At 69.2% G+C, this 23,175-nt stretch carries 17 protein-coding genes; 4 read left to right on the top strand and 13 right to left on the bottom strand.

Annotated elements, in window-relative coordinates; all coding sequences use genetic code 11:
* Positions 1–10 precede the first annotated feature (10 nt).
* The 9 genes from ABD893_RS05025 to ABD893_RS04985 all read right to left on the bottom strand — a co-directional run bounded on the left by ABD893_RS05025 (position 11) and on the right by ABD893_RS04985 (position 10,675).
* Positions 11–1,909, bottom strand: a complete 1,899-nt coding sequence (locus tag ABD893_RS05025) for an SIP domain-containing protein (protein WP_345076456.1) — start codon at positions 1,907–1,909, stop codon at positions 11–13.
* A 4-nt stretch (positions 1,910–1,913) separates the two neighbouring features.
* The gene (locus ABD893_RS05020) at positions 1,914–2,951 is read right to left on the bottom strand and encodes a FecCD family ABC transporter permease (protein WP_345076455.1); all 1,038 of its coding nucleotides are present in this window, start codon (positions 2,949–2,951) and stop codon (positions 1,914–1,916) included.
* Positions 2,948–3,943 carry a FecCD family ABC transporter permease gene (locus ABD893_RS05015; RefSeq protein ID WP_345076454.1) on the bottom strand — a complete coding sequence of 332 codons (996 nt, stop codon included), beginning with the start codon at positions 3,941–3,943 and terminating at the stop codon, positions 2,948–2,950. The genes ABD893_RS05020 and ABD893_RS05015 overlap by 4 nt, the downstream gene beginning before the upstream one ends.
* A 9-nt stretch (positions 3,944–3,952) precedes the next feature.
* Positions 3,953–4,987, bottom strand: coding sequence for an ABC transporter substrate-binding protein (locus tag ABD893_RS05010; protein ID WP_345076453.1), 1,035 nt, complete (start codon positions 4,985–4,987; stop codon positions 3,953–3,955).
* Between the two features lie 230 nt (positions 4,988–5,217).
* Positions 5,218–6,828, bottom strand: coding sequence for a type 2 periplasmic-binding domain-containing protein (locus ABD893_RS05005; protein ID WP_345076452.1), 1,611 nt, complete (start codon positions 6,826–6,828; stop codon positions 5,218–5,220).
* Positions 6,829–6,922: 94 nt separating this feature from the next.
* Positions 6,923–7,525, bottom strand: coding sequence for a DUF624 domain-containing protein (locus ABD893_RS05000; RefSeq protein ID WP_345076451.1), 603 nt, complete (start codon positions 7,523–7,525; stop codon positions 6,923–6,925).
* Positions 7,526–7,532: 7 nt separating this feature from the next.
* Positions 7,533–8,507 carry a carbohydrate ABC transporter permease gene (locus ABD893_RS04995; RefSeq protein ID WP_345076450.1) on the bottom strand — a complete coding sequence of 325 codons (975 nt, stop codon included), beginning with the start codon at positions 8,505–8,507 and terminating at the stop codon, positions 7,533–7,535.
* Between the two features lie 4 nt (positions 8,508–8,511).
* Positions 8,512–9,504: an ABC transporter permease gene (locus ABD893_RS04990; RefSeq protein ID WP_345076449.1), complete on the bottom strand. Its 993-nt coding sequence runs from the start codon at positions 9,502–9,504 to the stop codon at positions 8,512–8,514.
* A gap of 478 nt (positions 9,505–9,982) precedes the next feature.
* The gene (locus ABD893_RS04985) at positions 9,983–10,675 is read right to left on the bottom strand and encodes a DUF4194 domain-containing protein (protein WP_345076448.1); all 693 of its coding nucleotides are present in this window, start codon (positions 10,673–10,675) and stop codon (positions 9,983–9,985) included.
* Positions 10,676–10,838: 163 nt separating this feature from the next.
* Here ABD893_RS04985 and ABD893_RS04980 point away from each other — a divergent pair, with 163 nt between their 5' ends.
* Positions 10,839–12,890 (top strand): hypothetical protein, encoded by a 2,052-nt coding sequence (locus ABD893_RS04980; RefSeq protein WP_345076447.1) that lies wholly within the window; start codon positions 10,839–10,841, stop codon positions 12,888–12,890.
* Between the two features lie 113 nt (positions 12,891–13,003).
* Complete coding sequence (locus ABD893_RS04975; protein WP_345076446.1) at positions 13,004–13,366, top strand: MGMT family protein; 363 nt, start codon at positions 13,004–13,006, stop codon at positions 13,364–13,366.
* Positions 13,367–13,685: 319 nt separating this feature from the next.
* On the opposite strand, the gene ABD893_RS04970 is transcribed toward ABD893_RS04975, so the two are convergent.
* From ABD893_RS04970 to ABD893_RS04955, 4 genes are all read right to left on the bottom strand, one after another.
* Positions 13,686–15,233 carry a DUF3375 domain-containing protein gene (locus ABD893_RS04970; RefSeq protein ID WP_345076445.1) on the bottom strand — a complete coding sequence of 516 codons (1,548 nt, stop codon included), beginning with the start codon at positions 15,231–15,233 and terminating at the stop codon, positions 13,686–13,688.
* Positions 15,234–15,294: 61 nt separating this feature from the next.
* Positions 15,295–16,212 (bottom strand): carbohydrate ABC transporter permease, encoded by a 918-nt coding sequence (locus tag ABD893_RS04965; RefSeq protein WP_345076444.1) that lies wholly within the window; start codon positions 16,210–16,212, stop codon positions 15,295–15,297.
* A complete protein-coding gene (locus ABD893_RS04960) occupies positions 16,209–17,111 on the bottom strand; it encodes a carbohydrate ABC transporter permease (protein ID WP_345076443.1) in 903 nt (300 codons plus the stop codon). Before ABD893_RS04960 ends, ABD893_RS04965 begins: the two co-directional genes overlap by 4 nt.
* 78 nt (positions 17,112–17,189) lie before the next feature.
* Positions 17,190–18,479: an ABC transporter substrate-binding protein gene (locus ABD893_RS04955; protein ID WP_345076442.1), complete on the bottom strand. Its 1,290-nt coding sequence runs from the start codon at positions 18,477–18,479 to the stop codon at positions 17,190–17,192.
* Between the two features lie 185 nt (positions 18,480–18,664).
* Here ABD893_RS04955 and ABD893_RS04950 point away from each other — a divergent pair, with 185 nt between their 5' ends.
* Together ABD893_RS04950 and ABD893_RS04945 are read left to right on the top strand one after the other, a co-directional pair.
* Positions 18,665–19,681: a LacI family DNA-binding transcriptional regulator gene (locus ABD893_RS04950; RefSeq protein WP_345076441.1), complete on the top strand. Its 1,017-nt coding sequence runs from the start codon at positions 18,665–18,667 to the stop codon at positions 19,679–19,681.
* A gap of 308 nt (positions 19,682–19,989) precedes the next feature.
* Positions 19,990–23,091: a glycoside hydrolase family 2 TIM barrel-domain containing protein gene (locus ABD893_RS04945; RefSeq protein WP_345076440.1), complete on the top strand. Its 3,102-nt coding sequence runs from the start codon at positions 19,990–19,992 to the stop codon at positions 23,089–23,091.
* Positions 23,092–23,175: the final 84 nt, after the last annotated feature.

The raw sequence follows: 23,175 nt of genomic DNA, 5'->3' as shown, positions 1-23,175 counted from the left end.
CTCTCTCCGCTCAGTGCTCGGGCCGGCCCAGGCGCCAGTAGCCCATGAAGGAGACCTGCTTCCGGTCCAGCCCCAGCTCGCTGACCAGGTGCCGGCGCAGGGTCTTGATCACCCCGGCCTCCCCCGCCAGCCAGGCGTAGAAGCTGCCGTGCCCGGTGGTCGTCTCCCAGAGCATGGTCGCCTCGATATCGACATCCTCGAGCTCCGGCTGTGCGGCGGCATCGGTGCCATCAGCCGCCGTACCGCGGAACGCCAGGGCGTTCTCGCTCATCAGCTCGCGCACCGCGGCATCGAGCAGCTCGCCGTGCGGGCGCCCCTCGCGGGGCAGCCAGGTCACCTGTACCCCGGAGCGGGTCAGCAGCTGCTGCTGATCGCCGGCCTCGGGCACCTCGATCAGAGCATGGCCGCTGATCGTGGCGGGCAGCGCCTCGAGGATCGAGCCGATGGCCGGCAGCGCTGTCTCGTCACCCACCAGCAGCACGGTGCGGGCGGTGCCGGGCCGGAACTCGATGCCGCCGTACTCGGGGCCCACCAGATGCCGGTTCGGGCCGAGCAGCGAGACGGTGTCCCCCACCTGCGCGTCCTGAGCCCAGCGTGCGGCGACGCCCTGCCCGGGCTGAGGAGAGGGGTCCAGGTGCAGCACCACATCGATGTCGATCTCGGGCTGCGCGGAGATGTTCCCGGGGTGCCCCGCGGCGCGCTGCTCGCGCACGGTGTACGTGCGCATCCAGCCACGGTCGGTCGGGTCGATCTGCAGCCAGCTGCGATACCACTCGGCGTTGGTGACCGGGTTGAGCATACCGCCCGGGCGCACCGGGGCGAAGTGGTCGGCGCTCGCCTCGGGACCGGGGATGACCAGCTTCACGCGCAGGTCCAGCGGGTGGGATCCCGTGCCGAAGTGCTCGAGGTCGGGGCTGGTGAAGGTGAAGCGCACCAGCGAGGGACCCAGGCTGCGACGCGCGGCGACGGTCAGCTCGAAGGCCAGCATGCTGGAGTGCTCAAGGGCGGGCACCAGCTCGGACGCAGTCGCAGTCACGGTCTCCGTCGCGGTCGTGGGCTCGGTCATGGGCGCGGTCTCGGTCGTTGTGGACAAGGGGTCCTCTTCATGTCGGTGGGGTGGTGCTGTGCGGTCCCTGCCCAGGGGCAGCACCATCGGGGTGCCGGTGACCGGGTCGGGGGCGATGTGGGCGTCCAGGGCGAAGACCTCGTGGGCCATCCGCTCGGTGATGACCGCGGCCGGGGAGCCCTGGGAGTGGATCTCGCCGTCGCGGACGGCGACCAGGTGATCGGCGTAGCGGGCGGCGAGGTTGAGGTCGTGCAGCACGATGCCCACGGTGGTGCCGCGCTCACGGTTGAGGTCGCGGACCACGTCGAGCACCTCGAGCTGGTGGGTGACGTCGAGGTAGGTGGTGGGCTCGTCCAGCAGCAGCACCTCGGTCTGCTGGGCCAGCGCCATCGCGATCCACACCCGCTGGCGTTGCCCGCCGGAGAGCTCCTCGAGCAGCCGCTCCTGCAGCTCATCGGTGCGGGTGGCGGCGAGCGCCTCGGCCACGGCCCGCTCGTCCGCCTCGGTCCACTGCGGGAACAGGCCCTGATGGGGGAAGCGGCCGCGGGTCACCAGTTCGCGCACGGTGACGCCGTCGGGCGCGATCGGGGTCTGCGGGAGCAGTCCGAGGCGGCGCGCGAGCTCCTTCCCGCGCAGGGAGTGGAGGTCGCGGCCGTCCAGCAGCACCTGGCCGCTGCTGGGAGTGAGCAGCCGGGACATGCCGCGCAGCAGGGTCGACTTCCCGCTGCCGTTGGCGCCGACGATGATCGTGATCCGGCCCTCCGGCAGCGACAGCGTGAGATCGCGGACGACCTCCCGCCGGTCGTACGCCAGGTGCAGGTGCTGGGCTTCTATCAGTGCCATCGGGTCACCTTCCGGTGGTCGGGGTGCGGGTGAGCAGCCACAGCAGGAACGGGGCGCCGAGCACGCCGGTGATGACTCCGGCGGGCAGCTCGGTGCCGCCGAACAGGTTCTGGCCGATGATGTCCGCCAGCAGCACGATCACGGCACCCACCACGGCGGCGAGCGGGAAGCTGGGCCGGCCGGCGAGCATTCGGGCGATCGGCCCGGAGAGAAAGGCCACGAAGGAGAGCGGACCGGTCACCGCGACGGTCAGAGCGCTCAGGGCCACCGCCACCATGATCAGCGCGATCCGGGTGCGGGGCACGGGCAGGCCGAGGCTGGTGGCGGTCTCGTCCCCGAGCTGCAGGATTCGCAGGCGCACCACCAACAGCGCGAGGGCAGGGATCAGCACCACCAGCGCGGCGGCGAGCACCGCGACCCGGTCCCAGGTGGAGGTGGACAGCGAGCCGATCATCCAGTGCATGGCATCTCCGGCGGACTGCAGCGAGAGCCTGGTGAGCAGGTAGGAGACGAGGGCGCCGAGCGCGGCGGCGAGACCGATCCCCACCAGCACGAAACGGTTGTCCACGGCGCCTGCGGCCCCTGGTCGGCCCACCCCGGCCACGAGCAGCAGCAGCACGGCCGTGCCCAGCCCGCCCAGCAGCGCGAACCAGAACAGGGCGCGGCCGTCGGCCTGGAAGAACGCCATCGCGATCACCGCTCCGGCCGAGGCGCCGATGGTCACTCCGATCACGTCGGGGCTGGCCAGGGGGTTGCGCAGGAGGGTCTGGAAGACCGTGCCGGAGAGCCCGAAGGCAACGCCCGCCAGCAGCGCGACCACTGCGGTGGGCAGGCGGTGATCCATGACGATGAAGGAGATGCCGGGGATGGTCTCACCGCCGATCACGCGCAGGGCGAGGTCGAGCGGCACCATCGGGGTGCCCACCAGCACGCGGACCACGACGAGTCCCAGCAGGAGCAGCCCGGCCGCGATCGCGGTGAGTGCGGTGCGACGGGTGCGAGGGCGGACGCGGGGGCTGGTGCGGAGCGCGGGGCTGTTCACAGTCCCACCTGCTTGCGGGAGCGGATCAGGACGATGAACACGGGCACGCCGATGAGCGCGGTCATCACGCCCACCTGCACCTCGGCGGGAGGGGCGATCACGCGCCCGACGGTGTCGGCCAGCAGTAGCAGCACCGGGCCACCCAGCAGGCACAGCAGCACGATGCGCCGGTAGTCACCGCCCACCAGCAGCCGGGCGGCGTGCGGGACCACCAGGCCGAGGAAGCCGATGGGTCCGGCGAGCGCGACGGCCGCCCCGCACAGCAGGATGATCGCGACCCCCAGCAGCACCCGGGTGCGCCCCACCGGCACGCCGAGCCCCACTGCGGCGTCATCGCCGAGGGCCAGGGCGTTGAGCACTCCCGCGGTCAGGACGATCACGATCACGCCCACCACCATCAGCGCCCCGACCGTGGCGATGTCGCCGAGGGTGCGGGCGCCGAGGGTGCCGACCTGCCAGAAGCGCAGTCGATCCAGAGAGGAGTCGTCGACCATCACCAGGGCGTTGACCACGGAGCCGAGGCCCGCGGTGAGAGCGGCTCCGGCCAGGGCGAGCTTGACGGGGGTGGCCCCGTCGCGGCCGAGCGAGGCGAGCGCATAGACGGCGACGGTCCCCACCGCAGCGCCGAGCAGCGCGAGCGCCATGAACTCGCCGACCTCGGAGGCATCGGCGAGGTACACCCCGAGGACGACGGCCGTGGTGGCCCCGGCGTTGATCCCAAGGATCCCGGGATCAGCGAGCGGGTTGCGGGTCATCCCCTGCATCGCGGCACCCGCCACGGCCAGCGCCGCGCCGACGGCGATCCCCGCGAGGGTGCGCAGCAGGCGTGAATGGATCACCACATGGTCCGCGAGGGTGCTGTCATAGGCGCTCAGCGCCTCCAGCACGGTGCTCGGGGAGACCGTGCGGGCGCCGATCGTGAGGGAGAGCAGGCTCGCGAGCGCCAGCGCCAGGAGACCTCCGGCGAACGCGAGCGGGGTGGATCGTCGCACCGGTGACGATCAGCCGCGGACGCTCTGCGCGACCTCGACGACCGTGGGCACGAAGTGCTCCAGGGCCCAGGGCAGGCTGAGCGCGTTAGCGGCCGAGATCGACAGGGTGAGGTGGTCGTCGTCGGTGAGCACCACTCCGCCGGAGGCGACGGCGGGGATCTGGGCGAACAGCGGGTTGGCCTGGAAGTCCTCGACGGTGCTGCCGGGCGCGGCCCAGGTGTAGAAGAGGTCGGATTCCAGCTCGTCGGCCCGCTCGGCGGACCACTCGAGGAAGAAGTTCTCGGCGCCCTCGGTGTTCTCGGTGATGATCTCGGCCTGGGTCATTCCCAGCGCAGTGAAGAAGCGCGGGCGGGTGTCCTCGCCGACGTACAGAGAGATGGAGTCGTCGGCCAGGCCCAGGGTGCCGGCGATGAAGGTGGCGCCGGCGACGGCAGGATTCTCCTCGCCGACGGCCGCGAGGTCCGCGGTGATCTGCTCGGTGAGGCTCGTGGCCTGCTCGGAGCGTCCGGTGGCCGCGCCGACGGCGGCCAGGACATCCTCCCAGCCGGAGGTGTAGTTCGCCGCCAGCGGGCCGATCGTGGGGGCGATCTTGCTCAGCTGCTCGTACTCCTCCTGGGTGACGCCGGAGTAGGCGGCGATGATGAGGTCCGGCATCAGCGCGGCCATCTCGTCGTAGTTGATGCCGTCGGACTCGTCGTACTGGGTGGGGGCGTTCTCGCCGCCCCAGGCGGCGCCGAGCTCCTCGAGCTTCGCGTCGATCCAGTCGGTCGAGCCGTTGCCGTTGCCGCCCCAGGTCACCGTGGGCATCCCGACCGGCACCACATCGAGTGCGAGCAGGGTGTCGGCGTTGACCCAGGAGACGGTCGCGATCTTCGTCGGCTCCGACTCGATCACCGTCTCGCCGTAGAGGTGGGTGACGGCGGCGTAGTGCTCGCCCTCGGTCCCGCTCCCCTCGGAGCCTCCGGCGTCGGTGCCGCCGGAGCAGGAGGCGAGCGCGGGGACGGCGAGTGCAGTCAGGACGAGTGCACGGCGGGAGAGCTTCACAGCGATTCCTCCAGGATGGGCACCACCGGGAATCGGCAGTTAGGCAAGCCTGACCTTATTCCGCGTCGACAGTGTTGCGCAATTGCCGATGCTGGACAGAGGACCCCCGCCGGGACTCTCCAGGCACGGGAAGACCCCGGGAAAGCGAGCCAGATCACGCTGGCCACCGTTCCCGGGGTCGTCCGCTCAGCGCCCCTGGGCCGCCCGCGAGGGGCGCGCCGGGAGCCTGATCACTGCCGGCGGTCGTACGCCGCCTGCTGGATCTCCATGAACTCGCTCAGCCCGATGTTCTCGAGGGTCTCCACGAAGGTGTCCCACTCGGACAGCGGCGTCTGGCCGGTGATGAACCCGGCCCGCGCCTCACCGAGGTACTTGCCGATCTCGGCGCCGACGGTGCCGAGCACGTCCGACTCCTCCGGGGTGAAGGTGAAGGCGGACCACACGTCGGAGATCGCGTACGGCTCCATGGCCAGCGAGCTCTCCCTGGCCTGAGGCATGCTCTCCACGCCGCCGAACCAGCGCTCGGTGAGCCAGCCCGGGTAGCTGCCGCCCATGAAGATCGAGTGCGGCTTGAGGCCGTCGTCCACGGACTGCCCCTCGGTGATCTCGGGCAGCAGCTTGTACTCGCCATCGACCTCCTCCCAGCTGTCCCCCTCGTTGCCGAGGAAGAACTGCCGGGCACCCTCCTCGCTGTACCAGTAGTCCATCCAGCGGGCGAGCGCGACCGGGTGCTCGCAGCGGTCGGTCATCACGAAGTGGCCGATCGAGGCGAGCTCCGAACGGACGGCATGCCAGACCGGGGTGTCCCCGGCGTTCTTGACCAGCGGCGGCACGACGACATAGTTCTCGCCCTCGGCGCCGAAGTATCCGGCCGGGGCGGCCGTCGAGCAGGCGGCCAGGAGGCCGTCGCTGCCCTGGGCGGTGAAGGTCGCCCGGTCCGAGGAGAAGATGTCCGCCGGGATCAGCCCCTTGCTGTAGAGGCCGTGGAGGTACTCCATCATCTCGCGGTAGCCGTCGGAGAGGGGGAAGTAGCGCACCTTGCCCGTCTCGGGATCGAGGTCGATCTGCCCTGCGGCGGTGCCCTGGTTCGCCACTCCGAAGGTGCCGTAGAGGGTGGGGTAGGTCTCCCCCAGGTTCACCGGGTCGGTGAGACCGATCGCGCCGTCGATCGTGTTGACGGACTCCTGGAGGTAGGCCTCGAACTCCTCGGTCGTCTCCGGCACGGCCATCCCGAACTGGTCCAGCCAGTCCTGACGAGCGAAGATCTTGAACATATACCGCAGCCCCGGGAAGCTCGGGTCGTAGATCTGGGGCGTGGAGTAGATGTTCCCGTCTGGGAAGGTCAGGCCCTCGCGGATCTGGGGGCTCTTCTCCATCAGCGCGGTCAGGTTCGGCATATGCGCCTCGAGCAGGTCGTTCAGGGCGACGAAGGTGCCCCGCTCCCCGTAGGTCGCGATGTCCCCGGTCCCGACCCCGTTGCGGTAGAACGCGCTGGGATAGTCCCCGCTGCTCAGCGCGAGGTTCCGCCGTTCGGCCGCACCGTCCTGGGGGACCAGACCGAAGTCGATGTGGACGTTGGTGAGCTCCTCGGTCGCCTGGATGACGGAGACCTCGTTCCAGTCCTCCGCCGTGGTGGAAGGGCGGGCGCTGAGGAAGTCGATCGTGATCTTCTCCGTCGCGATCGGCATGCCTTCAGGGGTGATGTTCTCGTCGGGGTTCTCGATCTGGTCGAGGGTGTCGACCTCGTCGCTCTCGCCGCCACAGGCGGCGAGGACTGCGGTGGAGGTCAGCACGGCGCCGGACGCGAGCGCGGCGCGGCGGGTGAAGGGGTTCAGAGACATGGTGCAGGAGTCCTTTCAGAGGCGTGACTGGTGCAGGGGGTTGCAGGTGCAGGGGTCGTGGGGTCTCGGGGTCGCAGGGTCTGGAGGTCGAGGGTCAGGGGAAGGTTCGTCGCAGGCACCAGGCGGCGGCCACGAGGGGGACGCTGATCCCGCAGACGGGCAGCAGTCCCGGCCAGCCGCTGGCGATCAGCACCAGCGGCCAGGCGATCAGGGGGATCAGCAGGGAGAGGGTCAGCAGCGGGCGGCCGACGCCGATCGCGAGCGCGGCCGTGAACACCACGGCCAGGCGCGGCGGGGCACCGTCGACGTCCCGCCCTGCAATCCAGAGCAGATGCGGCATCAGCGCGACCATCAGCAGCAGGGCCAGCAGCACCGGGCCCTGCGTGAGGGCGGCGGGGAGGGGAGGCAATCCGCGGGAGAGCCACCAGGTGGCGGCCAGGGAGCCGCACAGCGCGAGGACGAGCAGGGTGACCGCATTGGTGAGCCGCCACCCGCGGCGGAACTGCTGCCACATGGTGCGGCCGACGGCCAGGTCGCGCTCGCCGTGCATCCAGCGCTGGGCCACCTCGAGGGCGGCGAAGGTCGCAGGGCCGAGGCCGAGCACGATCCCACCGGCCGCGGTGAGGCCGATCCAGCAGGTGTTCAGCCACACCAGCCGCACCACCCAGTGCAGGGCACCATCGAAGCGGGTCAGCATCTCGCCCTCATCCCTTGACCGAGCCGATGAGCACGCCCTGGGTGAAGAAGCGCTGCAGGAAGGGGTAGATGATCAGCAGCGGGAGCGAGGCGACGATCATCACCGCGTATTTGATCAGTGCCGCCAGGCGTTGCTGCTCGATCAGCGAGCCGGCGACTCCGGCACCGCCCTGCGAGGTGTCCTGGGAGACCACCAGCAGCTCGCGCAGCACCAGCTGGAGGGTGTACTTGTCCCGGTCGGAGAGGTAGATCAGCGCCTTGAAGTACTCGTTCCACAGTCCCACCCCGTGGAACAGGGCGAGCGTGGCGATGATCGGCGCGGACAGCGGGATCGCGATGCGCAGGAAGGTCTGGATGTCGCCAGCACCGTCGACGGTCGCCGCCTCGGCCAGCTCCTCGGGGACGCTCTGGGTGAAGAACGCCCTGCCCACGAGGATCGACCAGGCCCCGGCGGCGCCGGGCACCACCACCGCCCAGATCGTATCGAGCATGCCCAGGTCCTTGACGACCAGGTAAGTGGGGATGATGCCGCCGGAGAAGAGCATCGTGATCAGGATGTACCAGGTCACCGGGGTGCGGCCGGTCATATTCCGCCGCGAGAGGGCGTAGGAGCAGGGCAGCACGATCAGCAGGTGCAGGGCGACGCCGACGATCGTGTAGATGACGGTGTTGCGATATCCGGTCCAGATGGAACCCTGGGAGAACACCCGTGCGTAGCCGTCGATGTTCAGGCCGACGGGCCAGAGCCAGGCCTCGCCTGACTGCACAGCATGCGGATCGCTCACCGAGGCGATGAGCACGAACCACAGCGGGTAGCCGATGACGACGACCACAGCGAGCAGGAAGACGGTGTTGAGGCGGTCGAACCAGCGGTCCTCGCGAGAGGACAGCGGGCGGCGCTTCGCGGGCCGCACCGGCGCAGGCGCTGGCGTTGGCGCTTCCGCAGTGTTCTGCGCGGTGGGCTGAGGGGCGTGAGAGGTCATGAGCTCACCACAGGCTGTTCTCTGAGTAGCGGCGGGCGAGCTGATTGACGCCGACCAGCAGGACGATGTTGATGACGGAGTCGAAGAGTCCGACGGCTGCGGCGTAGCTGTACTGCCCCTCCAGGAGCCCGGTCTCGTAGACGAAGGTCTGGATGATGTCCGAGGCCTCGGCGTTGAGCGAGTTGTTCATCAGCAGGGCCTTTTCGAAGCCCACCGCCATGAAGCTGCCGAAGTCGAGGATGAACAGGATCACGACGGTCGGCATGATCGCGGGGATGTTGACGTGCCAGATCCGCTGGAGACGGTTCGCACCGTCGACCTGGGCCGCCTGATGGAGTTCCGGGTTCACGCCGGAGAGCGCCGCGAGGTAGATGATCGTGCCCCAGCCCAGGGACTGCCAGACGCCGGACCACACGTAGAGGTGGCGGAACCAGCCCGGATCCTGCATGAACTGGATCGACTCGAAGCCGATCAGCTCGATGACGTGATTCACCAGGCCGATGCGCGGGTCGAGGAAGGCGAACAGCATGCCCACCACGACCACCAGCGAGACGAAGTGGGGCGCATAGGTGAGGGTCTGGGCGAAGCGCTTGAAGACGTGGTTCTTCACCTCGTTCAGCGCCAGCGCCAGGATGATCGGCAGCGGGAACAGGGCCAGCTGGTACAGGCTCAGCAGCAGTGTGTTCCGCAGCAGACGCCAGAAGTAGTACGAGTCGAAGAAGCGCTCGAAGTGCTCCAGACCGACCCAGCGACTGCCCCAGATGCCGTCCGAAGCGATGAAGTCGCGGAAGGCGATCTGCGCCCCGTACATCGGGACGTAGTTGAAGATCAGGAAGAAGATGATCGCGGGGGCGACCAGCAGGTAGAGCTGCCAGCTGTTGCGCATCGCGCGCCAGGTGCGGCGCCTCCGCAGGGCCGCTGGCCGCTGCGCCTCGGGCGCTCCGGGCCGTGCCTCCTGCGCAGTGTCTGTGGCCGCGGCCACCGGGGGCGCGGTCATCGTGCAGGTCCTCTCACTGGACTACCTCCTGCTGCGCGCTCGCCTCACGAACGCATCTTGCCTACGGACAGCAGCAGAGCCGTGGGAGCGCTCCCACGAGGGCCCAGCCGAAGGCGGGGATCTGCGCCGCATGGCGGCCTGAGGGAGCACGCAGTGGTACCCGCCCTTCGCCGCAACGAACAAGGCGATGCCCCACTGACCTGCTGCAACAGTTATTTCATGAAGCAGGCAGCACAACAAGAGGGTTTTATGAAATGGCCTTTCATATACACCCTTTGTTCATCGTCGACCCGTCTGGAGAGCGCGAGGCCGCCGTTTTCGTCGGGCGCCGGGCACCGGGCACCGGGCACCGGGCACCGGGCGTCGGCTACCTGGTGTCGAGCGCTAGGCATCGGGCGTCAGGCGTCAGGCGTCAGGCCAGCGCGCTCAGCGCCGCGGCAGGTCCGGCATCACCGCGACACGCCCGCTGACCGAAGGGTCAGGACTCGTCCTGGGAGGCCTCGTCGAGGGAGGCCTCGTCCTCCGCACCGTCCTGCGGATCCTCAAGACCGCTCACCCCTGCCTCGCGGTACAGAGCGATGAACTCCCGTGCGGTGTCAGGGCCGATCATCAGGCGCAGCACCGGGGAGACCTCGTAGTCGTCCCCCTGCTCGTCCAGCAGGCCCGTGCGCTGAACCTTCGCGATCGAGGCTCGGACCTCCTTCGCGAAGCCCGCCTCGTCAGTGGAGGTGGTGCGGCGATAGGCCGCCAGCGCCTGCTGCAGCTCCGCCTCGGAGACGACGGTGCGCTGCCCTCGCGAGGACTGGGTCAGCAGCATCTGGCGCAGGACCAGCAACAGCACCGAGTCCAGGCGATTCATGCCGGTCAGGCGACGCAGCAGCTTGGGCGCGTCCGGGTCATCTTCGCTCTGGCGCACGAAGGCGACCTGGGCGTCGTCGTCCACGATCAGCTCGAGGAAGAGGTCCGCAAGCCGGGCGTCGATCGCGGCGCGATCTCGCAGCAGCTGGGCGTAGCGGACGGGGTCTCGTCGACCGTCCAGGAAGGGTCCCTGCAGCAGGTGCACGAGCACCCGTCGGGAGCCATCCACCAAGGCGGCACCGGGTACGGAAGGGCTGCCGCCATCGGCCTGGGAGAGGTCGTCGGCATCGGGTCGGGTCAGGGAGCTGCTCACGAGCACTTACCTTACCGGGGCGGGAAACGTCGACTCTGCAGCACTCTCGACGAGCATTCGGTGGGAAATGCACCCACCGCAGGCCCGAATCTGGTGCAATCGATGTACACGCTGGAAGACCTCCGTGCATCCGTGCGGAGGAATCGACCGCAAGGAGCCGACCATGGAACTGTCCACGCCCATCATCATCGGGATCGTCGTGCTGGCGATCATTCTCGTGATCGTGCTGATCGCAGTGGGAGTGTCGGCCTCGAAGCGGCGCAAGGCGCGTCAGCAGGAAGAGGACCGGCGACGCGCCGCGCAGCTGCGGGAAGAGGCCGCGAAGCAGGAGCAGGTGGTCCAGGAGCGCGACCTGAAGGTGCGCGAGACCGAACTCGAGGCCGACCGTTCACGGCTGGAGGCCGAGCGCAAGGCCAAGGAGGCCGAGCAGGAGCAGCTGGCCGCCGAGCGTCGCCGTTCGGAGGCTGAGCGGGAACGTGCCGAGGTCGACCAGGAGCTCTCCACCGTGCAGGAGCGCCGTGCCGAGGCGGACCGTCTCGATCCCGACGTCGCCGACGATTCACGACGCGACCGCGACGGCGCTGCGACAGCAGCCGCCACGCCCCGTGAGCACCGCAGCGGCCATGACGGACCTGAGCACAGTGAGGACCGCGAGCACAGTGTCGACCGTGAGCACGGTGTGCGCAACGAGCGCCGCGAGCACGATGCGCGCAGCGAGGATGTGAACGGTCAGGCCGACCATGGACGCGACGGAGCCCGTGAGGATCTGACTGCGGACCACGGTCGTACCTCCAAGGACGCCGACCATTCAGCACACGACCGCCATGACGGCCAGGACCGCCACGGTTCGGGTGCTGCAGCAGCTGGAGCAGGTGTCGTGGGCGCTGGCGCTGCCGGCGCGGGCATCGCAGGAGCCGCTGGCCACCACGACCGCACTGCGGCCGACGAGACTGCGCCCGGTGGCACTGCGGTCAACGACACGGCGGTTCACGACAGCTCGGTCAATGACACGGCAGTTCACGACAGCTCGGTCAATGACCCGGCGGCCAACGACACCGACGCTCGCGGCCCCGGCCACGGCCGTCGCGCCGCCCGACCGGATCATGAGGAGCCGCTGACCGGCGATGCGCCGGATCGCACTCCGGCCGCTGCATCCACGACGGAGACAGCCGCACCGGACGAGAGCCGTACCGGGTCCGATTCCCGCGTGACGCACCGAACCAGCACCGACGCGGCAGCTGGCGAAGGTGCAGGTGCAGGTGCAGGTGCAGCCACGGGCGCTGGTGCTGGCGTTGCTGGAGCACACGGTGACCACCAGCCCCGTTCTGATGGTGGCTTCGGCCGCCCCACCAGTGAGGACCGTGTCGAGCAGCGTTCCGACGCGCCCCGCACGGAGCACCAGGAGCAGCCTGCACGGGTCGATCATTCGTACGAGCAGCAGACCCCGCCGGCGGAGCAGCAGTTCGGTCACTCGCCGGCGTACGGCGAGCAGCAGACCCCGCCAGCCGATCAGCAGTTCGGCCAGCACGGCCAGCACGGCCAGCACGGCCAGCACGGCCAGTCGAGCACGCAGCAGTTCAGCGAGCATGCTCAGCGCGATCAGCAGTACGGAGAGCGCCACGACGCTCAGCAGTTCGATCAGCGAAACCCGTCGGATGCTCAGCAGTTCGATCAGCGGAACCAGCAGGTCCATCAGGGCGACCAGCAGATCCGTCAGGGCGACCAGCAGATTCGTCAGGATGAGCAGTTCGGCCAGCACAGCCAGGATTCTCACCAGGGCGACCAGCTCGGCCAGCAGGATCGACCGGCGCAGTCGATCGGTCAGGATGATCAGCAGCCCGGCCAGCACCGCCAGGACGCACAGCCGTTCGCACCGCGCGATCACCAGGGCGCTCAGCAGGATGTCCGCCACGACCAGGCGCCCGGGCAGGACTCGTGGGTACAGGGCGGGCCGGCGACGGACGCTCCCGCCGCTCCGCGGGAGCATGGGTATGCCCAGCCGGAGCGCGGGGCCGCCCCGCAGGAGAATGGTGGGTTCCAGCAGGAGAACGATCGGCTCCAGCAGGAAGGCGACGGGCAGGACCCGTTCTTCCAGCAGCAGCAGATGCTGCAGGAGCAGAACGGCGAACTGCCGCCGAAGGCTCCCGAGTATGGCGATCCGCGTGACCTCCCCCGCCAGGATGGTTCTGCGGAGGATGGCACGCATCGCGGCTGATCACCGCGAGCACTGAGACTGCGTCGCGCAGGCTCAGCTCCCCGGCGGCCCGGTACCTCGTGGAGAGGTGCCGGGCCGCCGCTGTGCGTGGCGACCGTGCCAGACTGGCCACCATGCCCACCGGTCCCCCGCGCACCCGCATGGATGACATCACCGTCGAGCGGGTGCTGCGTGTGGTCGAGTCGATTCCCGCTGGGCAGGTCGCGGCCTACGGCGAGATCGGCGCGATCGTCGGCGTCGGCCCCCGCCTGGTGGGACGCATTATGCGCACCTGGGGCTCCGGCGTGCCCTGGTGGCGGGTCACCAACGCCTCCGGCGATCATCCTCTGCTGGCCCGGGCTCTCCCCCAGTGGGAGGCCGAAGGCATCGCGGTGGCTCCGCATGGACGAGGTTGCCGGATGGCGGAGTTCGGTGCTGACCTCGAGGAGCTGAGGGAGCGATCCCGTGCCCGCCTCGCAGAGCTCGACGAAGCCTGACGGAGCCTGACGGAGCCTGAGCACAGTTCCCCTCGCGCCCGGTGCAGCAGCCCCGGAGAGCTACCCCTCTCCTCTCAGGACCCATCCATCCCCTCTGAACTGTCGCCACAGGGTCCGCGCAACGACAGTTCAGAGGGGATCGAAGAGCGCAGCGCACCGCCACAGCGCCCATCCCCTCCCAGCTGTCGCCCGCCAGGCCACTCTGCGACAGTTCAGAGGGGATGGGCCCGACGTGCGCGGGAAGCACCCGACGACGCGCGCAGCATGGGGCGCGACGAGCGCAGGAAGGGCGCTCGGCCGGCCGGGGGACCAGCCCGGGTCACTCCACCGGGACATCGCCCAGGAAGTAGAACTCCGGCACCTTCGCGGCGTAGTCGTTCCCGTCCAGCTCGCGCCAGCTGACGACCTCGGTGGAGCCCTCGCGCTCCTGGGCATGCTGGGTGGCCAGGAACATCAGCCCGATCACGCTGGCGAGTCCCTGCCCGGCAGGCTTCGCGCGCAGGATGTCGCCGATCGATGCCTGGCCGCTGACGCCGCGCACCTCATTGATGTCACCGGTGAGGCCCACGATGTCGATGTCGTTGGTGCGCACCAGATCTGCGAGCACCTCGATGCTGAGCGAGGTGGCGTCGTGCACCTCGGCCTCTGCGGGGGCGCCGGGGTCGGTGGGGTCCTTGAGGCGGTGCTGGGAGACGGAGTTCATCAGCACCCGCGAGAGGTCCAGCTCGAGCGGGAAGGGGGTGCGGGTGGGCACCTCGTCCTTCTGCGCGAGGGCGATCCCCTGCGCCTCCTGGAGCGCCTCGAGCATCACCCGGTGCTGGCGGAAGTCCTGCGAGCGCACGAAGCGGGCGAGGGAGCGGTACAGCTCCGTCTTGACGTCCAGCACCTCCTGCGCGGGGTCGTAGAGGTCGCTGAAGACGTTGGCGAGCTTCTCGCGCTCATCCCGTGCCAGCGAGCGGGCGAAGTCGCGCTCGAGCAGCCGGTCCACCAGCTCCTGCGTGGTGCGGGTCTGGGCCGGGTCGTTGAGCATCCGGAAGAAGGCGGTGAAGGTACGTCCCACCGAGGACTGGCCGAGCAGGTCGTCACCGGCCAGGAGCTGCTCGAGGATCTCTCCGCGTGAGCCCTCCGGGGAGAGGATCTGCTCGCGCAGCCGCAGGTCGACGGCGCGCAGATCCTCCCGGTACTGGAGGAAGTCACCGGAGAGCTCCCCGGCGATCTGCAGGATGTCGCGCAGCCGGTCGCCCGAGGCCTCGGGGCTGGGCAGCATCAGCTCACCCTCGGCGAGGTCGCGGATCTCGGCCTCGATCCGTTCGCGGCGACGCTGGAGATCGGACAAGCGCACATCCCGGTCGGTCTCGGTCTCCTGGGCGAGGCGCTCGAACTGCTGGACCACGAGCTGCAGGCGGGACTCGGTGGTGGTGGGCCGGTGCTCCTCGAGGGAGGCGATGAACTGGATCGCGTCGATCGTCGCCGGAGACGGCTCGAAGGTGGTCTCCGTGCGCTGCGGATCATCACGGCGGGTCAGGTATCCCTCGCGCACCCAGCCGTCCACATACTCCGCGGCGGTGCGGCCGCCGCGGGTCTCGCCTGCGACGTCCTCGAGCTCCGACCCCTCCGGCCCCTCGTCTTCCTGCTCATCGTGGAGGAGCGAGAGATGAGCGCCGACGCGGGCGATCAGCTCGCTGCGCGGGAGCCGACGATCCCCGGAGGGAAAGGTGGACTGCAGGATCGCCAGGACCGCAGGCGCCTTGGTGGCGGCGAGCAGCCGCCAGGTGCTGGCCCGGCGCAGCTGCTCGTACGTTTCCTTGCGCGCGGACACGGCGTCGCTGTGGCGGTCGGTCCACCGGTTCGGCTCAGTCGTGGTCACGAGGGGAGAGTCTAGCGTCGCCAGCAGTCGCGTCCTGAGGGCCTCGCCGCATGAGGGCGGCTCAGCCCTTCACGGAGCCGGACATCAGCCCGGCGAGGAAGTAGCGCGACAGCAGGATGTAGACCAGCAGGGTGGGCAGGGAGGCCAGCAGCGCGCCGGCCATCGAGACGCCGTAGTTGGTCAGCAGCGCCCCGTTGGCGAGGTTGTTCAGCGCGAGGGTGACCGGACCGTTGGCCGCGCTCGAGAAGAAGACCGCGAACAGGAAGTCGTTCCAGGCGTTGGTGAACTGCCAGATCAGCACCACGGCGAAGCCGGGCACGGCGATCGGCAGCGCCACGGACCAGAAGGTGCGCAGCATGCCGGCGCCGTCGACCCGCGAGGCCTCCATGAGCTCCTCGGGCACGGTCTCGAAGTAGTTGCGGAAGATCAGGGTGCAGATGGGGATGCCGAACACCACGTGGAGCACGATCAGCGAGGGGATCCCGTTGGGGACCTGCACGGCGAGCATCAGCTCGAGCAGCGGGATCATCACCGCCTGGTAGGGCAGGAACATGCCGAACAGGATCAGGGTGAAGACGATGTCCGCCCCGGGGAACCGCCAGCGGGAGAGCACGAAGCCGTTCAGGCAGCCCAGGACCGCGGAGATGATCGTGGAGGGGACCACCATCGCCACCGACCGCCCGATCGCCGGGGCGAGCTGGTCCCAGGCCGCTTTCCAGTTGTCCAGGGTCCAGCCGGCGGGCAGCAGCCAGGCGCGGGACGGGGTCGCATCGCCCACGCCCTTGAAGCTGGTGATGAACAGGACGTACACCGGGATCATCACGAACAGGAGCCCGATCAGCAGCAGCAGATAGCGCAGAGTACGGGCGAGGGAGTACTTCTGACGCCGACGCCGTCCCCCCGCGGTGGGGGTGGCATCAGTCGTCGCACCGGGCCCGGGAGCACCGGAGGGGGTGGAGAGGTGCGCGGCGGCGGTCATCGACGGGACTCCCGGTACTGGTTGATCAGGTAGGGCACGATCAGCACGGCCACCACCGCGAGCAGGATCGTTCCCACAGCGGCGGAGTTGGCGTAGTCGTAGCTGGACTTGAACAGGAACATGTCCACGGCCGGCACCTTGGTCTGGTAGTTCGCCGGCTTCGAGATGGACATGATCAGGTCGAAGGACTTCAGCGACATGTGCGCGATGATCACCAGGGCGCTCATCACGACCGGGGTCAGCTGCGGGAAGATCACGAGCCGGTACATCTGCAGCTCGGTCGCCCCGTCCATCCGCGCGGCTTCCCGGAGCTCATCGGGGACGCCGCGGAAGCCCGCCAGGAACAGCGCCATCACATACCCGGAGAGCTGCCAGATGGCCGGCAGGGCGATCGCGAGGATGCCGAAGGTGATGTTGTTCCACCAGGGGTTCTGCAGGAAGTCCAGGCCCACCATCTGGAAGAGACGGTTCAGGCCGGAGGCTTTGTCCCCCTGGTTCGAGTTCAGCAGCCAGCGCCACACCACACCCGAGGCGACGAAGGAGATCGCCATCGGGAAGAGGTAGACGGTCTGGAAGAAGCGTCCGCCGGGCAGCGGTCGCTCCAGCAGCCAGGCCCAGAGGAAGCCCATCACCATCGCGCCGATCAGGAAGGCGGCGGTGAACAGCAGCAGGTTCGCCATGGAGTGGCGGAACGCCTCGGTGCCGAACAGCTCGATGTAGTTCTCCAGGCCCACGAAGCTGATCGGCTTGCGGCCGTTGGCCTGTGCGGCGGAGTGGTTGTCCGTCATGGACATCCACAGGTTCTGGCCCATCAGGCCGTAGATGAACACGCCGATGAGGAGCAGCGACGGGGAGATGAGAAGGAGGGGCGGGCCGAATCGGCGCAGCTTTCCAGACACGAAGACCTCTGCAGAGGAAGAGACGGGGAGCACCGCCGGGACCGCGGGTGAGCGCGGGACCGGCGGTGCGGGGAGAGATCAGGCCTGGTTCTCGGTGGCGATATCCGCCAGGGCCTGCTGGTAGGCAGCCAGATCCGTGGCGCCGGCCGTGAACTGGCTGGTCGCATCCGAGATGGCGTTCAGCCAGCCGACGGAGGTGGCCGCGCCGTGGGCGATGGACGAGCAGATCTCGTCCTCCGCGAAGGAGGTCAGAGCAGTCTGCTGGTACTCCGGGAACTCGGCGGTGTCCACGTCGGTGCGGGCCGGGATCGAGCCCTTGGCGAGGTTGAAGGCCAGCTGCCCGTCGGGCGAGGAGATGGTGTCCAGCCAGGCCCGGGTGCCCTCCGGGTTCGGTGCGCCCTCGGGAAGCGTGAACGAGTCGGCGAGGAAGCCGAAGACCTTGTCGGCTCCCGGCAGCTCGAAGTAGACATAGCCGTCCTGCGGGGCGAGGCCTGCCTCGTCGAAGGCGGCGACCGCCCAGTCACCCATCACGTTGTAGGCGGCAGTTCCGTCGATCAGCTGCTGGGTGGCGTCGGGCCAGTCCAGACCATCACGGTCGGTGTTGGTGTGGCTCATCATCTTCTCGAAGTGCTCGAGCGCGGTGGTGACCTCTGCGGAGTCCCAGCCGGTGGAGCCGTCGAACAGGCCGTTGTAGGCGGCGGCACCCAGATCGGCCATGAGGATCGCTTCGAGCAGGTTCACCTGGGTCCAGGCCGCGCCGACAGACAGCGGGGTCACGCCGGCGGCGGCGAGGGTGTCCAGCTGCGCGAGGAACTCGTCCATCGAGGCCGGCGGCGTGGCGGGATCGATCCCGGCCTCGGTGAGCGCGGCGGTGGATCCCCACACCACGTTCGAGCGGTGGATGTTCGAGGGCACCGAGTAGATCGCACCATCGGCGGTGAGGCGTTCGAGGAGGGATTCCGGGAAGGCTTCGCGCAGTCCCAGCTCGTCGTAGACATCAGAGATGTCGACGATCTGGCCGGCGTCGATGTAGTCGTTGAGCTCGGCGCCGGCATGGGCTTGGAAGGTGTCCGGCGGATCGCCGGCCTGCAGGCGGGACTGCAGCATGTCCTTGGCCGCGGAGCCCGCGCCGCCGGCGACCGCACCGTTGATGAACTCGATGTCGGGATACTGCTCGGCGAACACCTCCACGAGGGCGTCGAGTCCGGCCTTCTCCGAGCCGGCCGCCCACCAGGTGAACACCTCGACGGACTTTCCGTCGCCGTCACCGCCGCCCGAACTGCCGGATCCGTCGGATCCACCGCAGGCGGCGAGGCCGACGGCGGCGAGCGTGCCGCCCGTGAGGTAGAGGAAGTTTCTGCGTCGCATGGGTTCTCCTTTGAACATTCCCTGACTGCGCGCTCTGAGCAGGAGTTTCAGCCTCCGGAGCGAGCGTCGCTGCATCGGACAGTACTCCAGTCAGCCAGCGGATCCGGAGCGCATGGCTAACATATTGACAACGATGTCGGACTGGCACCTGCCTGCCAGCCGATACCGCAGGACAAGGAGGCAGCATGCCGCACGCACAGCCGAGCCGGGACCTCCCCACTCTGCGCCAGGTGGCCGAGGCTGCCGGAGTGAGCATCAAGACCGCCTCGCGAGCGCTGAACGACGAGATCCACGTCGCCCCGCGCACCTCGCAGCGGGTGAAGGATGCCGCCGCCGCACTGGGCTATCGCCGGAATCTGCTGGCGCGGGATCTGCGCTCCCACAGCTCCTCGAACGTGGTGGGCATGGTGATCGCCGATGCCGCGAATCCGTTCTACTCGGGGATCGCCCTAGCCGCCGCCAAGCTCCTCTCCGAACGGGGACTGCTACTGTTCCTGGGCTTCAGCGACGAGGACGCCGAGATGGAGTCCCGCATCATCGACGGCTTCCTCGAGCGGCGCGTCGCCGGGCTGCTCGTCATCTCCTCCCGCCGCTCTCACCCCCAGCTGTCCGGCGTGTCATCGCAGGAGCTCCCAATGGTCTTCCTCGACCGCCCTGCCCGGGATCTCGAGGTCGACGAGGTGCTCTTCGACAACATCGGCGGAGCGCGTGCCGGGATCGATCACCTCCTCGCCCAGGGGCACCGTCGCATCGGAGTGATCGGCGATTCGGGGGCGCTGCCCACGCACCGAGAGCGGATCTCCGGGGTGCGTCGCGCCTTCTCCGAAGCCGATGTGGCCATCGATGAGGACCTGTTCATCACCGATGCCACGGATGCCGACGGGGCGGAGGCGGCCCTGCGCACGCTGCTCGCCCTGCCCTCCCCTCCCACTGCGGTGTTCACCACGAACAACCGGATGGCCGTCGGCGCGCTCCGTGCCAGTGCGGACGTGGCGGCGACTTTCTCCCTGCTCACCTTCGACGATCTGGAGTTCGCCGACGCCCTCGGAGTCAGCGTCGTCTCGAACTCCCCGCAGGACATGGGTGAGCGCGGCGCGCGGATGCTGCTGGAGCGGATCGACGGCCACACCGGACCGAGACGCCGAGTACGACTGTCCACCGAGCTGAAGGTGCATCGCTCCACTGCGGTCCCTCTGCGGTGACGTCCTGCCTGGGTACTCGACGCGCACCGACTCATCTGTCCCGTTCAAGCCACCCGTCCCGTTCAGCCCACCCGTCCCGTTCAGCCCACTCAGCCCACCAGAACCTTGTCTGTGGTGAGGTTTGAACGGCTATAGGCCGTTCAAAGCCCGCAAGAGACAGAGTTCTGGTGGGCGGCGCCCTCCGGGGCGGGAGATCTGGGGCGGGGCTCCCCGGGGGCGGGAGGATCCGGATACACTGCCTCGTGAACGTTCACGAACCCGGTCCGCCACCCCTCTGACCGGCCTCGAGACCAGGAGACGCCTCACCGATGAGCACCCCGCAGCCTTCCGCAGCCGGTCCCACCAGCCCCGCAGGCGCCGTCCGCTCCGCCAGCCCCGTCCGCGCCGACAACTCCGCCAGCACTGACATCTGGTGGGAGGAGCTGCCGGCCGGCCGGAACCGTCTGCGCGGCCGCGCCCATCTGCACTCCGACGCTCCGGAGCTGAACCTCGACGGGACCTGGGATTTCCGCTACGGCACCCGGGCGGACGGCTCGGATCTCGGTGAGCCCACCGAGATCGAGGTGCCGGGTCTGTGGCAGCTGCAGGGCCACGGCGCCCCGCAGTACACCAACGTCATCTACCCGATCCCGCGGGAGATCCCGCATGTGCCGGACGAGAACCCCACGGGTCACTACTCCCGCACCCTCTCCGTCCCGGCGGACTGGGCCGAGCAGCTGGCCGCCGGCGCGCGGATCCTGCTGCGCTTCCAGGGCGTGGACTCCGCGGCGAAGGTCTGGATCGACGGCGTGGAGATCGGCGTGACCGCTGGCTCGCGCCTCACCCAGGAGTTCGACGTCACCGAGGCCCTCTCCTCCGCATCGGGCACGGGCGGAGCCGCGGGCGAGCACCGCGAACACCTGCTGGAAGTCCGTGTGGTGCAGTGGTCGGTGAACACCTATGTCGAGGACCAGGACATGTGGTGGGCCTCGGGCATCTTCCGCAGCGTGGATCTGCTGCTGCGACCGGTCGGCGGGATCCATGACCTGGTCACCGTCGCGGACTTCGATCCGGAGACCGGGATGGGATCCCTGAGCGCGACCGCCTACGACGCGGACGGCCAGGAGGTCGTGGCGAGCCTCGAGATCCCCGCGCTCAAGTACTCGGCCTCCACGGGCGTGGATCCCCTCTCCCTCGGGAAGGTGTGGCCGTGGTCCGCCGAGGACCCTCACCTCTACGACGCCACCGTGCGCACCCCCGCTGAGACCATCTGCCTGCGCGTCGGCTTCCGCCGCATCGAGGTGGATGGGGAGATCTTCCGGATCAACGGTGAGCGGATCGTGTTCCGCGGCGTGAACCGCCACGAGGCGGATCCGCTCGTCGGCCGCGCCCAGCAGCTGGAGAACCAGGACCTGGACGTGGCGCTGATGAAGCAGCACAACCTCAACGCCGTGCGCACGTCCCACTACCCGCCGCACCAGCGGTTCCTCGAGGTGTGCGATGAGGCGGGGCTGTACGTCATCTGCGAGGGCGACTTCGAGACCCATGGCTTCCATGCCGATTCCACCTGGGGCGAGGATGGCACCGGCGCGGCCGAGGGCCCGGCCCAGAACCCGCTGTTCGAGGAGTCCCTGGTGGAGCGCTCGGAGCGCTTCGTGCGCCGCGACCGCAATCACGCCTCGATCATCATGTGGTCGATCGGCAATGAAGCGGCCAGCGGTCCGGTCACCGAGGCGATGGTCGCGGCGGTGCGGGAGACCGACGCGACCCGTCCGGTGATCTACGAGCAGGACTATGCCGCGGAATACGTGGACGTGTTCTCGCTGATGTATTCCTCCATTGAGGAGTCCGAGCAGATCGGGCAGCGGGAGCTGTCCGCCGAGTACCAGGACAAGCTCACTTCGATGCTGCGGAGCTTCGCGCTGGACGTCCCAGACGGCCATTTCGCGAACCCGCCAGCACTCACGAAGCCGTTCCTGTGGATCGAGTACGCCCATGCGATGGGCAACGGCGCGGGCTCGCTCAAGGAGTACATGGAGCTCACCGAGCGCTACCCGGCGCTGCACGGCGGCTTCATCTGGGAGTGGATCGATCATGGCCTGAGCACCACCGACGCCGAAGGCAATGAGATCTACGGCTACGGCGGCGACTTCGGCGAGCGCCTGCACGATTCGAACTTCGTGGCCGACGGGCTGGTGCTGCCTGATCGCACTCCCTCCCCGGCCCTGCTCGATGCCAAGCACCACTACTCCCCCGTCGGCCTCGAGGTCTCCCCCGGGAGCGTGCGGATCACCAATCGGTATGCCTTCTCGGATCTCTCACCCCTGCGCGCCGAGGTATCGCTGGATGCCCAGGCGAGCTGGCAGGAGCTCGAGCTGCCGCAGATCGCGCCCGGTGAGAGCGCCGACGTGCCGCTCCCGGAGCACTCCGGGGCGAGCTCCACGGTGCGGCTCACCACCCGCGCGGCGCAGGGCCCGGTCCCGGCCGGACACCTGATCGTCAGCGCGGATCATGTGGATGCCGAACGTCTGCGCGAGGACGCCGAGCGACCGCATGCTGCGGCCACCTCGTCAACCTCCCCTGCAGTCACTCCGCAGCAGGCCGCGGACGGCTCCTGGACGCTGGGCCCGGCCCGCTTCGACGACCTGGGCCGACTGATGGCGCTCGGCGAGCTGGAGATCGAGCAGGCGGGAGTGGACCTGTATCGCGCCCCGGTGGACAACGAACGCGCTCGCACTCGCGCTCCGCTCGAGGCCCGGTGGAAGCGGATCGGGCTCGATGTCGCACGGCGCCGCCTGGTCGAGATCTCCCCGGATCCGGCCGACGGCGCCACCCTGCTGGTGCGCAGCCGGATCGGGCTCGACGGCTCGGCGCTCGGAGCCGACGTCACCGAGCACTGGCGCGGCGATACCGACGGCATCGACGTGGACGTGACAGTCACCCCCTCCGCCTTCTGGCCGGGCGATCTGCCGCTGCCGCGGATCGGCTGGAGCTTCGCCCTGCCGTCGGCCCCCGACCAGGTGGAGTACGAGGGCTACGGCCCGCACGAGTCCTATCCGGACACCGGCGGCGGCACCACCTTCGGCCGCTGGGAGTCTTCCGTCGCAGATCTGCAGGTGCCGTACGTGTTCCCGCAGGAGAACGGCAACCGGGCAGGTGTGGTCCGTGCGTCGCTCAGCGGCAACCTGCAGGGGCTCGAGCTGCACGCACCGGAGGGACTCGGGCTCGCTGTGCGTCCCTGGTCCACGGCCGAGCTCGATGCTCGGGCGCACGACGGGGCCCTGCGTCCCGACGGCCGCACCTGGGTGACGCTCTCGGCGGCGCTGCACGGGGTGGGCTCGGCGGCGTGCGGCCCGTTGCCGCTGCCCCAGTACGTGCTCTCCGCTCGGGAGGAGCGCTTCCGGTTCCGCCTGGCGCCCGTGCCTGCCTGAGATCGCCACCACTCCGCGACCTCCCTGTCATCTTTTCGACACCTCCCCCGTTCCAGCGACCGATAGCCTGGCAGGGGCGTCGTC

The sequence above is a fragment of the Brachybacterium paraconglomeratum genome, assembly GCF_039541415.1.
GTDB classification, from domain to species: domain Bacteria; phylum Actinomycetota; class Actinomycetes; order Actinomycetales; family Dermabacteraceae; genus Brachybacterium; species Brachybacterium paraconglomeratum_A.
This window is presented reverse-complemented; position numbering and strand designations above follow the sequence as displayed.

Coding starts and splice junctions, on each gene's coding strand:
- ABD893_RS05025 (WP_345076456.1), bottom strand. CDS start 1,909: ATGGCACTGATAGAAGCCCAGCACCTGCACCTGGCGTACGACCGGCGG.
- ABD893_RS05005 (WP_345076452.1), bottom strand. CDS start 6,828: ATGTCTCTGAACCCCTTCACCCGCCGCGCCGCGCTCGCGTCCGGCGCC.
- ABD893_RS05000 (WP_345076451.1), bottom strand. CDS start 7,525: ATGCTGACCCGCTTCGATGGTGCCCTGCACTGGGTGGTGCGGCTGGTG.
- ABD893_RS04995 (WP_345076450.1), bottom strand. CDS start 8,507: ATGACCTCTCACGCCCCTCAGCCCACCGCGCAGAACACTGCGGAAGCG.
- ABD893_RS04990 (WP_345076449.1), bottom strand. CDS start 9,504: ATGACCGCGCCCCCGGTGGCCGCGGCCACAGACACTGCGCAGGAGGCA.
- ABD893_RS04980 (WP_345076447.1), top strand. CDS start 10,839: ATGGAACTGTCCACGCCCATCATCATCGGGATCGTCGTGCTGGCGATC.
- ABD893_RS04975 (WP_345076446.1), top strand. CDS start 13,004: ATGCCCACCGGTCCCCCGCGCACCCGCATGGATGACATCACCGTCGAG.
- ABD893_RS04965 (WP_345076444.1), bottom strand. CDS start 16,212: ATGACCGCCGCCGCGCACCTCTCCACCCCCTCCGGTGCTCCCGGGCCC.
- ABD893_RS04955 (WP_345076442.1), bottom strand. CDS start 18,479: ATGCGACGCAGAAACTTCCTCTACCTCACGGGCGGCACGCTCGCCGCC.
- ABD893_RS04950 (WP_345076441.1), top strand. CDS start 18,665: ATGCCGCACGCACAGCCGAGCCGGGACCTCCCCACTCTGCGCCAGGTG.
- ABD893_RS04945 (WP_345076440.1), top strand. CDS start 19,990: ATGAGCACCCCGCAGCCTTCCGCAGCCGGTCCCACCAGCCCCGCAGGC.